Raw genomic sequence first — 13681 nt, 5'->3', positions numbered from 1 at the left:
CCTGCATGATCGAAGACCGTGTCAGCTGTGTGAGCCGTGTGATCAGAACCGCGCTGCCCGCCGAGGCCGACGTCGTCGCGGCACTGCACGCCCGTGCGCGGGCCACCTACTACCCGGACGGCGTACCGCAGGACGGCACGGACTGGCTCGCCGCCTGGCGCGGCGCCATCGAGCGGCCGGACGGGCACGTGCTCTGCGTCGTCGAGGGCGGCCGGATCACCGGCGTCGCCTCCTTCCGCACCGACGAGGGCGCCGCGGCCGACACCGTCAAGCTGTTCCAGTTCCACGTGGACCCCGACCACTGGCGGGCCGGGGTCGGTACCGAGCTGCACAGGGCGTGCGTCGAGGAGTGGAGCGCCGACGGGAAGCGCACGGCCACCCTGGACGTGCACGTCGACAACCGGCGCGCGCAGGCCTTCTACACCCGCCAGGGCTGGGTCCCCGACCCGGAGAACGCGCCGGCCGAGGGGGACCACCATCTCCACCTGCGGTACGAGGTGCCGGTGCCGGGGAAGTGACCGGGCGGCCCTCGCGGAGCGAGCCCACGACGCCAGGGGGAGCGGTCGCGCGGGGCCCGGGGTGCGGTCTCGCGGCGCCTCGAGTGCGGACCTGCCGGCACGGAATAGAACGAGCCGCTTGAACGTTCACACACCGACCCGTCCGAGGGTCCACCGGTACCCGCACGACCTGGAGAGAGCCGAGACATGCGCGTCGAGATCTGGAGCGACATCGCCTGCCCGTGGTGCTACGTGGGCAAGGCCCGCTTCGAGAAGGCGCTGGAGGCCTTCCCGCACCGCGACGACGTCGAGGTCGTGCACCGGTCGTTCGAGCTGGACCCGGGCCGTGCCAAGGGCGACATCCAGCCCGTGCTCACGATGCTCACCAAGAAGTACGGCATGAGCGAGGCGCAGGCACAGGCCGGCGAGGAGAACCTGGGCGCGCAGGCCGCCGCCGAGGGCCTGGAGTACCGCACCCGGGGCCGCGACCACGGCAACACCTTCGACATGCACCGCCTGCTGCACCTCGCCAAGGAGCAGGGCCGCCAGGACGAGCTGATCGGCCTGCTCTACAAGGCGAACTTCGCGGAGGAGCGGACCGTCTTCGACGACGACGAGCGGCTCGTGGAACTGGCCGTCGCCGCCGGGCTCGACGCCGACGCCGCCCGCGCGGTGCTCGCCGACCCGGCCGCGTACGCCGACGACGTCCGTGCCGACGAGCGCGAGGCGGCGGAGCTGGGCGCGAACGGCGTCCCCTTCTTCGTCCTCGACCGCAAGTACGGCGTGTCCGGCGCCCAGCCCGCCGAGGTCTTCTCCCAGGCGCTCACCCAGGCGTGGGGCGAGCGCGAGCCGCTGAAGCTGATCCAGCAGGGATCCGCCGACGTGGAGGCCTGCGGGCCCGACGGCTGCGCCGTGCCCGGGCACTGAAAACCGCAGGTCGGGGCGGACGTATAAGGGTTCCTTGGCAGAACCACGCAGAAATCCGCAATGGACGGGGGGTTCCCGGGGCCGCAGAGTGGACCCATGGAGACCTTCGAGACCCTCGTCCGAGCCGAGTTCGCCCCGAAGAACACCTATCTGAACACCGCGAGCACCGGACTCGTGCCGGCCCGCACGGTGACCGCCATGCGGGCCGCCGTGGAGTCCGTCGCCGCCGGGCAGCCCGCCGACATGTTCGCCGACGTGGAGGCCGCCCGCGCGTCGTTCGCGCGGCTGGCCGGGGTTCCGGCGAACCGGGTGGCCGCCGGGGCCTCCGTCGCCGTGTACAGCGGCCTGATCGCCGCCTCACTGCCGCCGGGCGCCGAAGTCCTCACCGCCGAGGCGGACTTCAGCTCCGTCGTCACCCCCTTCCACGTGCGCGGCGACCTCAAGGTCCGCTCCGTGCCGCTGGAGCGGATCGCCGAGTCGGTCCGTCCCGGCACGGCGCTCGTCGCCGTCAGCGCCGCGCAGTCCGCCGACGGCCGGATCGCCGACCTGGAGGCGATCCGCGACGCCGCGCGGACGCACGGGGCGCGTACGTACATCGACGCGTCCCAGGCCGCCGGATGGCTGCCCCTGCGGGCGGACGCCCACGACTACGTCTCCTCCGTCGCCTTCAAGTGGCTCGTCTGCCCGCGCGGCGTGGCCTTCCTCGTCGTCCCGGAGGACCTCGGCGGGCTCACCCCGGTGTTCGCGGGCTGGGTCGCGGGCGAGGCCCCCTGGGACAGCTGCTACGGCCCGGTCGAGGAACTGGCGCACTCCGCACGGCGGTTCGACGAGAGCCCCGCGCTCTTCTCCTACGCGGGCGCGCGACGGTCGCTCGAACTCGTCGAGGAGCTGGGCGTGGAGCGCGTGCACGCCCACGACCTCGCCCTCGCCGACCGCTTCCGGGCGGGCCTGCTCACCCTGGGCAGGCAGCCGGTCGAGGCCCCCGGCTCGCCCATCGTCTCCGTCCCCGGGCTCGGCCACCGGCAGCCCGAGCTGAGCCGGGCCGGGGTCGAGGTCTCCGACCGCGCGGGCAACCTGAGGGCGGCCTTCCACCTGTACAACACGGCCGCGGACGTCGACCGGCTGCTGGACGTGCTGTCCGGCTGAGCGACCGTACGCCCGCCCCGGCCCCCTGGCGCGGGGTGCGGCGGGGCGCTAGGAAGGGCACCACGAGGTGGTGGTGCCGGTGGAACCTACGCTCGTCGACGCCGAGTTGCATCGGCGGCTGGTGTACGGGGACGAGTCCGCGCTGGGCGAGGCGTATGCCGCCTACGGCGCGCTGGTCCGGCGGGTCGCCCTGCGCGTCACGCGCAGCCAGGCCGCCGCCGAGGACGTGGCGCAGGAGGTCTTCGCCCATCTGTGGAGCCGGCCCTACGCCTTCGACGCGCGCCGGGGCTCGCTGCGCACCTGGCTGTCCATGCTCGCCCACCGCAGGGCCGTGGACTGGGTGCGCAGCGAGGCCCGGCACCGCAAGGACGCCCGCGCCGACGACTCCGCGCTGCACGCCATCCCCGACTCCGGGCCCGGCCCCGACGAGACCGTCGTCGACCGCGAGCGCGCTCTGCTGCTGCACAGCGCGCTCGCCGAACTCCCGCTGCCCCAGCGGGAGGTGGTCCATCTCGCCTACTTCGCGGGCCGCACCTACCGCCAGGCGGCGGTGGAACTGGGCATCCCGGAGGGCACCGCGAAGACCCGGCTGCGAGCGGCCCTGCGCAAGCTCGCCGAGTCACTGGCCGATCCACCGGACCCCGCCCTGGAAAGGGGTGCGTGATGGCGGCGCGGACGGTCCCGGCCGGGCCGGGCGTGCGTATCGTGGCCACAGCGGGGCGGGGCCCGGCCGTCCTGCCGGCCGCACCCCGGAAGGGCGGTGGACGATGAGCGGCGAGCACGAGGCGGTACGGGACCTGCTGGCGGCCTGGGCGGTCGGCGCGCTGACCCCCGCCGACGAGAGGACCGTCCCCCGGCACCTCGCCGCGTGCGAGTCCTGCGCGGCGGAGGCGGAACGCCTGCGCGAGACGGTACGGCTCCTGGACGGGCCGCGCACCACACCCCCCGGCCCGGCGACCGGCCCGGTGAACGGAGCGGGGACCGGCCGCGCGGCACGGGGCACCCGGGACACGGCACCGGCCGGACGGGGCCGGCCCACGGGAGGGGACGGTCCGGGCGGCCGCCCGGCCGGACCTGGGCGGGCGGCAGGCCTTCCGCTCGCCCTGCTCGCCGCGGCCCGGCGCGCCCGCCCCGCCGCTCCCCGCGTCGCCGCGCACGCCGCCCCGTACGCGGCGGCCGTCGCCGGGCTCGGGGCGCTGCTGTCGGAGCTGGACGCACTCGGGAGCTGGTCGACGCCGGTCGTGCACGACTGGGACGTGCAGGCCACGGTCGCCCACCTGATCGCGGCGGACGAGCCGTTGGCGAGACGGCTGGGGCTCGCGCCGCGGGTGCCCTGGTCCGCCGGCGCCGAGAAGGCGGGATGGGAAGCGGCCTGGGCCGCGCGGACCGCCGAGGTGATCGCGCACGAGCGGGCCCGGACCCCCGCCGAGACCGTCGCCGTCTGGTCCGCGCAGGCCGCCGCGCTGCTGGCCGTGCCGGAGGCGGCGGACGCCGGACGGGCGGCGCACGCGACCACGCTGATGGGCGTACGGCTGCCCGTGGCCGACCACTTCGTCGTGCGGGCCTTCGAGGCGTGGATCCACACCGACGACATCGGGCGGGCCCTCGGGCTCACCGTGCCCCCGCCGCCCGAGCCCCACTTGTGGCAGCTCGTCCGGCTGGCGGTGCGCATCCTCGGCAGGGCGCTGGGTCCCACGGCGGCGCCGGTCCTGTTCGCGCCGGCCGGCGGCGGGCGCGACGCGCAGTGGGTGCTCGGCTCCGAGGACGAGCCCGTGGCCGCGGAACTGGTGCTGGACCCCGTCGACTTCTGCCTGCTGATCGGCGGACGCTACGCGCCCGGCGAGGTGCCCCGGGGCGCCGTGGGGGACACCGCCGCCGTCACGGCCGTGCTGGAGCGCGCCGCGTCACTGGCGTGGCTGTAGCACCCGGACCGCCGGCGGGCCGAAACCGACTCCCCGGCCCACCGGTGGGATCCGACTTGCAGACCCACGGCGTCTCTTGCGCGCACACGCACGTGGCCGGTGCCTCCCCACCCGGGAGGCACCGGCCACGGACGGACGTCACTTCACCGGGGTGAAGTCCCGTGCCCCGATGAACTCGGGCCGGCGCACCGGCGCCGCGAACGGTTCCACCGCCGCGTTCTCCACGCTGTTGAACACGATGAAGACGTTGCTGCGCGGGAACGGGGTGATGTTGTCGCCCGAGCCGTGCATGCAGTTGCAGTCGAACCAGGTCGCCGAACCGGCCCTGCCGGTGAACAGCTTGATGCCGTGCCGCGAGGCGTAACGGGTGAGCGCCTCGTCGGACGGCGTGCCCGCGTCCTGCATCTGCAGCGACTTCTTGTAGTTGTCCTTCGGCGTGGCCCCCGCACACCCGAGGAACGTCTTGTGCGACCCCGGCATGATCATGAGTCCGCCGTTGGTGTCGTGGTTCTCGGTCAGCGCGATCGACACGGACACCGTCCGCATGTTCGGCAGACCGTCCTCGGCGTGCCACGTCTCGAAGTCCGAGTGCCAGTAGAAGCCGCTGGCCCCGAAGCCCGGCTTCACGTTGATCCGCGACTGGTGGACGTACACGTCCGAGCCGAGGATCTGGCGGGCCCGTCCGACCACGCGCTCGTCGCGCACGAGCCGGGCGAAGACCTCGCTGATGCGGTGCACCTCGAAGACGGAGCGGATCTCCTGGGACGCCGGCTCCACGATGGACCGCTCGTCGGCACGGATCGCCGGATCGGCGACCAGGCGCTCCAGCTCCTGCCGGTAGACGGCGACCTCGTCGTCGGCGAGCAGGTCCCCGACGGGCAGGAAGCCGTCGCGCTCGTAACACTGGAGCTCGTGCACCGTGATCGGGCCGGGCTCGCCCGGCGCGCTCCACACGACCGGGGCCTTGCGGGGTACGGACACCTCCGTGGCGCCGCGGCTGGGGTAAAGATCGGTGACTTCGGCGACGGTGGTCATCTGTCTCACACCTCCTCGGTGATCAGCGGGTAGACGCCGTTCTCGTCGTGGTCCTCCCGTCCGGTGACGGGCGGATTGAAGACGCAGACGCACCGGAAGTCGGTCTTCGGGCGCATGGTGTGGCGCTCGTGACCGTCCAGGAGATACATGGTCCCCGGGGTGATCCAGTGCTTCTCGCCGGTCTCGTCGTTGGTCAGTTCGGCCTCGCCCTCCACGCAGAGCACGGCCTCGATGTGGTTCGCGTACCACATCGACGTCTCGGTACCGGCGTAGAGAGTCGTCTCGTGGAGGGAGAAGCCGACCCGCTCCTTGGCGAGCACGATGCGCTTGCTCTCCCAGGTGCCGGACTTCGCCTTCACATGACGGTCGGTTCCCTCGATGTCCTTGAACGATCGGACGATCACGGTGCGTTGCTGCCTTTCTGCTCTGCTGGTGCGGGCTGCGCACGGCCGCCGTACGCGGGGGCGTACGGCGGCCGTGGGCGCGTCGTACGGCTGCCGTACGCGGTCAGGCGGCCGTCTCGTGGACGGCGCGGGCGAGGGTGCGCAGCCCCTCGTCCAGCTCGTCGGGGGTGATGGTGAGTGCCGGGAGGAGCTTGACGACCTCGCTCTCCGGACCGGACGTCTCGATGAGCAGCCCCAGTTCGAAGGCGCGCTGCGCGACGCGGCCCGCACGCGCCTTGTCCTTGAACTCCAGGCCCCACACGAGTCCCCGGCCGCGGTACTCCTTGACGTCGGCCAGGTTCTCCTCGGTGACGGAGATGAGCGCCTGCTCGATCTGCTCGCCGCGGGCGCGGGTCTGCTTCTCCATGGCGGAGCCGTCGGTCCAGTACGTCTCCAGGGCCGCGGCGGCGGTGACGAACGCCGGGTTGTTGCCGCGGAAGGTGCCGTTGTGCTCGCCCGGCTCCCAGATGTCCAGCTCGGGCTTGAACAGGCACAGGGACATGGGCAGGCCGTATCCGCTGATGGACTTCGAGACGGTGACGATGTCGGGCACGACCCCCGCCTCCTCGAAGGAGAAGAAGGCGCCGGTGCGACCGCAGCCCATCTGGATGTCGTCCACGATGAGCAGCATGTCGCGGCGGGCGCAGAGGTCGGCGAGGGCGCGCAGCCACTCGGGGCGGGCGACGTTGATGCCGCCTTCGCCCTGCACGGTCTCGACGATCACCGCGGCGGGCTGGTTGAGGCCGGAGCCCTGGTCCTCCAGGAGCCGCTCGAACCACAGGAAGTCCGGGACCTGGCCGTCGAAGTAGTTGTCGAAGGGCATCGGGGTGCCGTGCACGAGCGGGATGCCCGCGCCGGCCCGCTTGAACGCGTTGCCGGTCACGGCGAGCGACCCGAGGGACATGCCGTGGAAGGCGTTGGTGAAGGACACGATGGCCTCGCGCCCCTTCACCTTCCGCGCCAGTTTCAGCGCGGACTCGACGGCGTTGGTGCCCGTCGGCCCGGGGAACATGACCTTGTACGGCAGGTCGCGCGGGCGCAGGATCAGGTTCTGGAAGGTCTCCAGGAAGCCCCGCTTGGCCGTCGTCGACATGTCGAGGCCGTGCGTGACGCCGTCGCGCTCCAGGTAGTCGATCAACGCCCGTTTCAGTACGGGGTTGTTGTGGCCGTAGTTCAGGGACCCCGCGCCGGCGAAGAAGTCGAGGTACTCGTGGCCGTCCTCGTCGTACATCCGGCTGCCCCGGGCCCGGTCGAAGACGGTGGGCCAGCCGCGGCAGTAGCTGCGCACCTCGGACTCCAGGGTCTCGAAGACGCTCAGGTCGGGCTGGGTGATGGTCACAGCGAATCGCTCCTCGGAACGTGGGGGGAGGGGGATCGGCGAAGTCTCGGAGGGAGGCCGGCGCGGGTCACAGGGAGAGCGGACCGATGCGGTGCAGCACTTCCGGCTCGTGCGGTCCGTCGGGGAAGTGGTCCGTCCCGAACAGCACTTCGCGCTCGACGGTCGCGCCGTGGCGTCGGGCGTATGACGCGAACAGGCGCTCGGAGGCGGTGTTGCCGGGGGTGATGGTGGTCTCCAGGGCGGTCGGCGCCTGGGTGCTCTCCTCGGCGAGCCGGGCGGTCAGGCCGTCGAGCAGGGCCGCGGCCAGCCCGCGTCCCCGATGCGCCTCGTCGACGGCCACCTGCCAGATGAGCAGGGTGCGGGGGCGCTCGGGGCGGACGTACCCGGTGACGAAGCCGACCGGCGTCCCTTGCGCGTCGCGTGCCACCGCGGACGTGCGGGCGAAGTCACGGCACCAGAGGAGATAGCTGTACGAGGAGTTCAGGTCGAGGGTTCCGGAGTTCTTGGCGAGATGCCAGAGCGCGGCCCCGTCGGCCACCTCAGGACGGTCGATCCGAAGGCCCTCCGGCATTTCCCGGAATTCCGCTTGCAGGTCTGCTTGTGCGGCGGTCATGCGAATTGAATTTACCGAGGGAAAGCTGAAATTGCATCGCCGATAGGGGTTACGGGAGGCGCGTCGGTGTGTTATCACGCGCCCGTGCGTGAGCGCGCGAAAAGGCGACGTTAGATCCGGTTCTGTCCGGAAAATACCGCACAAAAGGGGTGCGTTGTGGAGTGCGTCACAGGCGCTTAATGTGTAAGAGACCTGCCCGAATTACGCCGGTTGGCGTTCGCGAAATCTTTGCGTTTAGGGCCAGGAAAAGCGGGCAGAAGAATACGGGAAGCTGCGCTTGATTAATATATGGATAAGCGGACGGAGTGGCCCTGAAATTCTTTTCGGAGAGTGTTCCGTCCGACCCGTTCCCGGCGCCCTTCCGGAGCACCGCGGGTCGTTTCGGGCAGGACGGCGTCCGGCGGAGGCGCTCCGCCGGACGCCGGGGAACCGGCGGGAGCTCAGCCCCAGGCCTGTGCCACGGCCCGGCGCGCCCCCTCCAGATCCACCGGGAAGCCGGACTCGGCCAGCGCGGCCCCCAGTCCCGCGAGGCTGGAGTGGACGACGCCCCGCGTCGCGTCGGGCCCGTAGTGGTTCACCCGGATCATCTCCTTGGCGAGCGCACCCCCGCCCGCGACCAGCGGCAGCACCGGGTCGGCGGCCAGCGCCTTCGCGACCAGTGCGGACGCGTCCGCCCCGGCGGGCACCCGCAGCGTGGTGGCGACCGGCGCCGCGTCGGAGGCCACGTACACGTAGGGCTCGAGTCCGCCGCCCAGAGCGAGCGCACCGGCCCGGGTCGCCGCCGCGGCCGAGGCGTGGCGGTCCATCACCGCGCCCAGTCCCTCGCCCTCGATGCGCTCGACACAGGCCTCCAGTGCCAGCATCTCCAGCTGCGCCGGCGCGTGCAGCAGCGCCTTGCGGCCGCCGTCGACCCATCGCTGCTTCCAGTCCAGCAGCGACAGGTACGACCGGCGCGGCGCCGCCGGGTTGGCGGCCATCCGCGCCCACGCCCGCTCGCTCACCGAGACCGCCGACACACCCGCGGGTCCGCCCATCGCCTTCTGCGCCCCGATCACGCACAGGTCGACGCCCCAGGTGTCCGGCAGCACCGGCTCGGCGCCGATCGACGCGACCGCGTCCAGATAGAACAGGGCGCCGTGCTCCCGGACGACCTCCCCGATCTCCGCGACGGGGTTGGTGTTGCCGGTGGCCGCCTCCGCGTGCACGAGCGAGACGAAGTCGATCGACGGGTGCTCGGCGAGGGCCTCGCGGATCTGCTCGGCGGTGACCGCCGTGTGGAAGGGCACCGCCAGGTCGATCACGGTCGCGCCGCAGTCCCGCAGCCAGTCGCCGAAGGTCTGCCCGTACGGGCCGGTGATCACATTGAGCGCCGTCGTGCCGGGACCGGCCGTCGCGCGGATGGCCCCCTCCAGCGGGAGCAGCGCCTCGCCCTGCATGATCACGACGTCCTGCTCGGTGGAGAGCAGCCCGGCCACGCGGTCCTCGATCGAGGCGAAGTGCGCGGCGCTCAGCGGCGCCAGGTCCAGGAAGGGGTGGGTCACGGCGGTGCTCTCTTCGCTCACGGGTCCGGTACGCGGGTGCGTGCCTCCCGCACGGCTGCGCGGGGGGACTCGTCGTGAGCGTAACCGGAGGTCTTCCCCGCGACCGGACCGCCGTCGCCGCCCGCGCGGGACGCGTGACAGGAGGCCGGACGGTCCTTCGCGGGCGCGGGATCCGAGGCCGGACGGCCGTGTGGCCATCGGATTGGTTTGAGCAACCCAAACCTTTCCTTATAATCGGAACCCACAGTTCCCCCACAGGAGGTCCCCCGTGAACTCGGTCCTCGGACGCCGGACGCGCATTCTGGCCGCCACCACCGCGACGGCCGGGCTGCTGCTCGTGGCCGGTTGTTCCTCGGACGGCGGAGACGGCGGCACCGCCAAGGGCGTCCCCGTGGTCAAGGCGGGCAAGCTCACGACCTGCACCCACCTCCCGTACCCGCCCTTCCAGTCGGAGATCGACGGCAAGGTGCAGGGCTTCGACGTGTCGCTGATCGACCTGGTCGCCAAGGACCTGGGCGTGAAGCAGACCATCGTCGACACCCCCTTCGAGAACTTCAAGACGGGCGCGTTCCTCAACTCCGGCCAGTGCGACCTCGCGGCGGCCGGCATGACGATCACCGAGGAGCGCAAGAAGAACGTCGACTTCTCCGACCCGTACTTCGACGCCACCCAGGCCGTCCTCGTCGACAAGAAGAGCGGCATCGACTCGCTCGCCGACGTGAAGGCCAAGGGCAAGAAGCTCGGCGCCCAGGCGCAGACCACCGGCGAGGAGTACGCGAAGAAGCAGGGCTTCGACCCGGTCTCCTTCGAGTCCTCCGACGCCGTCATCAACGGCCTGCGCACCGGCCAGGTCCAGGCCGTCGTCATCGACTATCCGGTCGTGCAGGGCTGGCTGAAGGACAAGGCCACCGCCGACGCCTTCAAGGTCGTCGACAACCTCAACACCGGTGAGCAGTACGGCTTCACCGTCAAGAAGGGCAACACCGAGCTCGTCGACGCCATCAACAAGGCGATCAAGGACGCGAAGGCCGACGGCACGTACAAGAAGCTCTACGAGAAGTGGATCGGCCCGTACGACGCGTCCGCGGCCACCGCCTCCCCGTCCGCCTCATGAGCGGTGCCGACACACGGGTCCAGCCCCGCAGGTCCGGCCTGACCCGCCGGCAGAAGCGCGCGCTGTCGCGCGGCGTCCAGTACGCCGTCTTCATCGCCGCCGTGGCCGTCTTCGCGGCCACGGCGGACTGGGCACGTCTGAAGAACCAGTTCGCCCAGTGGGACCTGGTCCAGCAGATGTTCCCGGACGTCATCACGCTGGCGCTCAAGAACACCGTGCTCTACACGATGTCCGGCTTCGTCGTCGGCCTCGTGCTCGGCATGGTCATCGCCCTGATGCGGCTCTCCCCGGTGGGTCCCTACCGCTGGGTCGCCGGCATCTACATCGAGATCTTCCGCGGCCTGCCCGCCCTGCTGATCTTCGTCTTCGTCGGTGTCGCGGTGCCGCTGGCCTTCCCGGGCACGGAGATCCCCGGCGGCACCTACGGCAAGGTCGCTCTCGCGCTCGGCCTGGTGTCGGCCGCGTACATGGCCGAGACGATCCGCGCCGGCATCCAGGCGGTCCCCAAGGGACAGATGGAAGCGGCCCGTTCCCTGGGCTTCTCGCACGCGCGGGCCATGGTCTCGATCGTCATCCCGCAGGCGTTCCGCATCGTGATCCCGCCGCTCACCAACGAACTGGTCCTGCTGTTCAAGGACTCCTCCCTGGTGCTGTTCCTCGGCGTCACGCTGGAGGAGCGCGAACTCACCAAGTTCGGGCGCGACCTGGCCAGCCAGACCGCCAACTCCACACCGATCCTGGTGGCGGGCCTGTGCTACCTGCTGGTGACCGTGCCGCTCGGATTCGTCGTACGACGTCTTGAGGCCAAGGCGGGGGAGGCCACCCGATGAGTGCAAGCGGTACTCCGGAGATCCAGGTCCGCGACCTGCACAAGTCCTTCGGCGACAACGAGGTGCTGCGCGGCATCGACCTGGAGATCCGGCAGGGCGAGGTCGTCTGTGTGATCGGCCCGTCCGGCTCCGGCAAGTCGACGCTGCTGCGCTGCGTCAACCTGCTGGAGGAGCCCACCAAGGGCCAGGTCTTCGTCGGCGGCACCGAGGTCACCGACCCCGACGTCGACATCGACGCCGTACGCCGCCGCATCGGCATGGTCTTCCAGCAGTTCAACCTCTTCCCGCACCTCTCGGTGACCGAGAACCTCACGCTGCCCCAGCGGCGCGTGCTGAAGCGGGACAAGGCCGAGGCCGCCCGGATCGCGGCGGCCGACCTGGACCGTGTCGGCCTGGCCGAGAAGGCGGACGCCTACCCCTCCTCGCTGTCCGGCGGCCAGCAGCAGCGCGTGGCCATCGCCCGCGCGCTCGCCATGGGCCCCGAGGTGATGCTCTTCGACGAGCCCACCTCGGCACTCGACCCCGAGCTCGTCGGCGACGTGCTCGCCGTCATGCGGATGCTCGCCGACGAGGGCATGACCATGATGGTCGTCACCCACGAGATGACGTTCGCCCGCGAAGTGGCCGACCGGGTCGTGTTCATGGACGGCGGCGTGATCGTCGAGGACGGCACCCCGGCGCAGGTCATCGGTGCCCCGAGCCACGAACGCACCCGCCACTTCCTGTCCCGGCTCCTCGACCCCGCGATGGCGGACGTCGAGGAGGAGGCGCCGGACGCGGCCGAAAAGGGCTCGTAGCGCCCGCCCGTACGGCACGAACTAAGGTGCGGTGCATGAGCGATCGCGCGGTGCTGCACGTGAGGGGGCGGGTGCTCGTCGGGCCCGACGACGTCCGGGACGACCTCTGGGTCGTCGGCGGGAGGGTCACGTACGAGCGCCCGGCGGGAGCCCGTGACGTCCGCACCGTCGAGGGGTGGGCGCTGCCCGGCCTGGTGGACGCGCACTGCCACGTCGGGCTCGACGCCCACGGCCCCGTCGAGCCGGACGTCGCCGAGAAGCAGGCCCTCACCGACCGTGAGGCCGGCACCCTCCTCGTCCGGGACGCGGGCTCGCCGTCCGACACCCGCTGGATCGACGACCGCGAGGACCTGCCGAAGATCATCCGGGCGGGCCGTCACATCGCCCGTACCCGCCGATACATCCGCAACTACGCCCATGAGATCGAACCCGAGGACCTCGTCGCCTACGTCGCCCGGGAGGCCCGGCGCGGCGACGGCTGGGTCAAGCTGGTGGGGGACTGGATCGACCGGGGCACCGGCGACCTGAGCGCCTGCTGGCCGCGCGACGCCGTCGAGGCCGCGATCGCCGAGGCGCACCGGCTCGGCGCGCGGGTCACCGCACACTGCTTCGCCGAGGACTCGCTCCGGGACCTCGTCGAGGCGGGCATCGACTGCGTCGAGCACGCGACCGGGCTGACCGAGGACACCGTCCCGCTGTTCGCCGAGCGCGGCGTCGCCATCGTCCCGACCCTCGTGAACATCGCCGTCTTCCCGCGCCTGGCGGCCGGCGGCGAGGCCAAGTACCCGCGCTGGGCGGCCCACATGCGAGAACTGCACGCACGACGCCACGACACCGTGCGCGCCGCCTACGACGCCGGAATCCCCGTGTACGTGGGCACCGACGCGGGCGGCACCCTCGCGCACGGGCTCGTCGCGGCCGAGGTCGCCGAGCTCGTCACCGCGGGCATCCCGCCCGTCGAGGCCCTCTCCGCCACCACGTGGGGCGCCCGGCGCTGGCTCGGGCGGCCCGGCCTCGACGAGGGAGCGCCCGCGGACCTCGTGGTCTACGAGGGCGACCCCCGCGAGGACGTCCGGGTCCTCGCCGCTCCGCGGCGGGTCGTCCTGAACGGGCGGGTCGTCGGCTGACCCGGCGCCCTCGGGCCCACCCCGGTCGACCGGCTCGGCCGGCGTCCACCCGCCGGCCGCGTGGACCGGTGCCCGTCCGCCGACCCGGGGCGGCCTCCACGTGCTCGTCGGCCGGCACCCCGCCCGTTGACTGACGGTGACGAGCGGGGCGGACCGCTCGTTGTGCACTCCTGCGCGCGCTCCGGCGCTCCGACCGGCGCTTTCGTCTCCGCGCGGTGGTCCGGGTGACGGTGGGGAACAAGCGTGCCGGGAGAATCGAATGCGTTCGCGGAATTCCCACGTTGGAGTGAAGTGGCGGAAGGTCGCTGACTGTTCACTCTCAGTGCGCAATTCTTTCCGGGTCCCGAGCT

At 71.9% G+C, this 13681-nt stretch carries 14 protein-coding genes; 9 read left to right on the top strand and 5 right to left on the bottom strand.

The annotated features are described in order from the left end of the window. Positions 1–5: 5 nt before the first annotated feature. The 5 genes from ACSYGO_RS13475 to ACSYGO_RS13455 all read left to right on the top strand — a co-directional run bounded on the left by ACSYGO_RS13475 (position 6) and on the right by ACSYGO_RS13455 (position 4492). Positions 6–518: a GNAT family N-acetyltransferase gene (locus tag ACSYGO_RS13475; protein ID WP_432174825.1), complete on the top strand. Its 513-nt coding sequence runs from the start codon at positions 6–8 to the stop codon at positions 516–518. Positions 519–704: 186 nt separating this feature from the next. After that, positions 705–1424: a DsbA family oxidoreductase gene (locus ACSYGO_RS13470; RefSeq protein WP_460386752.1), complete on the top strand. Its 720-nt coding sequence runs from the start codon at positions 705–707 to the stop codon at positions 1422–1424. A gap of 96 nt (positions 1425–1520) precedes the next feature. Next, on the top strand, positions 1521–2570 hold the full coding sequence (locus tag ACSYGO_RS13465) for an aminotransferase class V-fold PLP-dependent enzyme (RefSeq protein WP_460386751.1): 1050 nt from the start codon (positions 1521–1523) through the stop codon (positions 2568–2570). A 67-nt stretch (positions 2571–2637) separates the two neighbouring features. Then, a complete protein-coding gene (locus ACSYGO_RS13460) occupies positions 2638–3234 on the top strand; it encodes an RNA polymerase sigma factor (RefSeq protein WP_426676138.1) in 597 nt (198 codons plus the stop codon). A 103-nt stretch (positions 3235–3337) separates the two neighbouring features. Further along, the gene (locus ACSYGO_RS13455) at positions 3338–4492 is read left to right on the top strand and encodes a maleylpyruvate isomerase family mycothiol-dependent enzyme (RefSeq protein WP_460386750.1); all 1155 of its coding nucleotides are present in this window, start codon (positions 3338–3340) and stop codon (positions 4490–4492) included. 138 nt (positions 4493–4630) lie between these two features. On the opposite strand, the gene thpD is transcribed toward ACSYGO_RS13455, so the two are convergent. The 5 genes from thpD to ACSYGO_RS13430 all read right to left on the bottom strand — a co-directional run bounded on the left by thpD (position 4631) and on the right by ACSYGO_RS13430 (position 9463). Then, complete coding sequence (thpD, locus tag ACSYGO_RS13450; protein WP_460386749.1) at positions 4631–5527, bottom strand: ectoine hydroxylase; 897 nt, start codon at positions 5525–5527, stop codon at positions 4631–4633. 5 nt (positions 5528–5532) lie between these two features. Continuing rightward, on the bottom strand, positions 5533–5931 hold the full coding sequence (locus tag ACSYGO_RS13445; protein WP_095933457.1) for an ectoine synthase: 399 nt from the start codon (positions 5929–5931) through the stop codon (positions 5533–5535). Between the two features lie 103 nt (positions 5932–6034). After that, positions 6035–7309 carry a diaminobutyrate--2-oxoglutarate transaminase gene (gene ectB, locus ACSYGO_RS13440; RefSeq protein ID WP_426676141.1) on the bottom strand — a complete coding sequence of 425 codons (1275 nt, stop codon included), beginning with the start codon at positions 7307–7309 and terminating at the stop codon, positions 6035–6037. 67 nt (positions 7310–7376) lie between these two features. Continuing rightward, complete coding sequence (gene ectA, locus ACSYGO_RS13435) at positions 7377–7922, bottom strand: diaminobutyrate acetyltransferase (RefSeq protein WP_432188779.1); 546 nt, start codon at positions 7920–7922, stop codon at positions 7377–7379. Between the two features lie 440 nt (positions 7923–8362). After that, positions 8363–9463, bottom strand: coding sequence for a pyridoxal-phosphate-dependent aminotransferase family protein (locus ACSYGO_RS13430; RefSeq protein ID WP_460389710.1), 1101 nt, complete (start codon positions 9461–9463; stop codon positions 8363–8365). Positions 9464–9731: 268 nt separating this feature from the next. Between ACSYGO_RS13430 and ACSYGO_RS13425 the strand changes: the two genes are divergently transcribed. From ACSYGO_RS13425 to ACSYGO_RS13410, 4 genes are read left to right on the top strand one after another with little or no spacing between them, the layout of a single operon-like run. Then, positions 9732–10577 (top strand): transporter substrate-binding domain-containing protein, encoded by an 846-nt coding sequence (locus ACSYGO_RS13425; RefSeq protein WP_460386748.1) that lies wholly within the window; start codon positions 9732–9734, stop codon positions 10575–10577. Beyond that, a complete protein-coding gene (locus ACSYGO_RS13420) occupies positions 10574–11407 on the top strand; it encodes an amino acid ABC transporter permease (RefSeq protein ID WP_426676144.1) in 834 nt (277 codons plus the stop codon). The genes ACSYGO_RS13425 and ACSYGO_RS13420 overlap by 4 nt, the downstream gene beginning before the upstream one ends. After that, entirely contained in the window at positions 11404–12204 is an 801-nt protein-coding gene (locus ACSYGO_RS13415) for an amino acid ABC transporter ATP-binding protein (RefSeq protein WP_426676145.1), read from the top strand. Before ACSYGO_RS13420 ends, ACSYGO_RS13415 begins: the two co-directional genes overlap by 4 nt. Positions 12205–12239: 35 nt before the next feature. Beyond that, complete coding sequence (locus ACSYGO_RS13410) at positions 12240–13331, top strand: amidohydrolase family protein (RefSeq protein ID WP_426676146.1); 1092 nt, start codon at positions 12240–12242, stop codon at positions 13329–13331. Positions 13332–13681: the final 350 nt, after the last annotated feature.

It is taken from the genome of Streptomyces krungchingensis, assembly GCF_054729265.1.
This window is presented reverse-complemented; position numbering and strand designations above follow the sequence as displayed.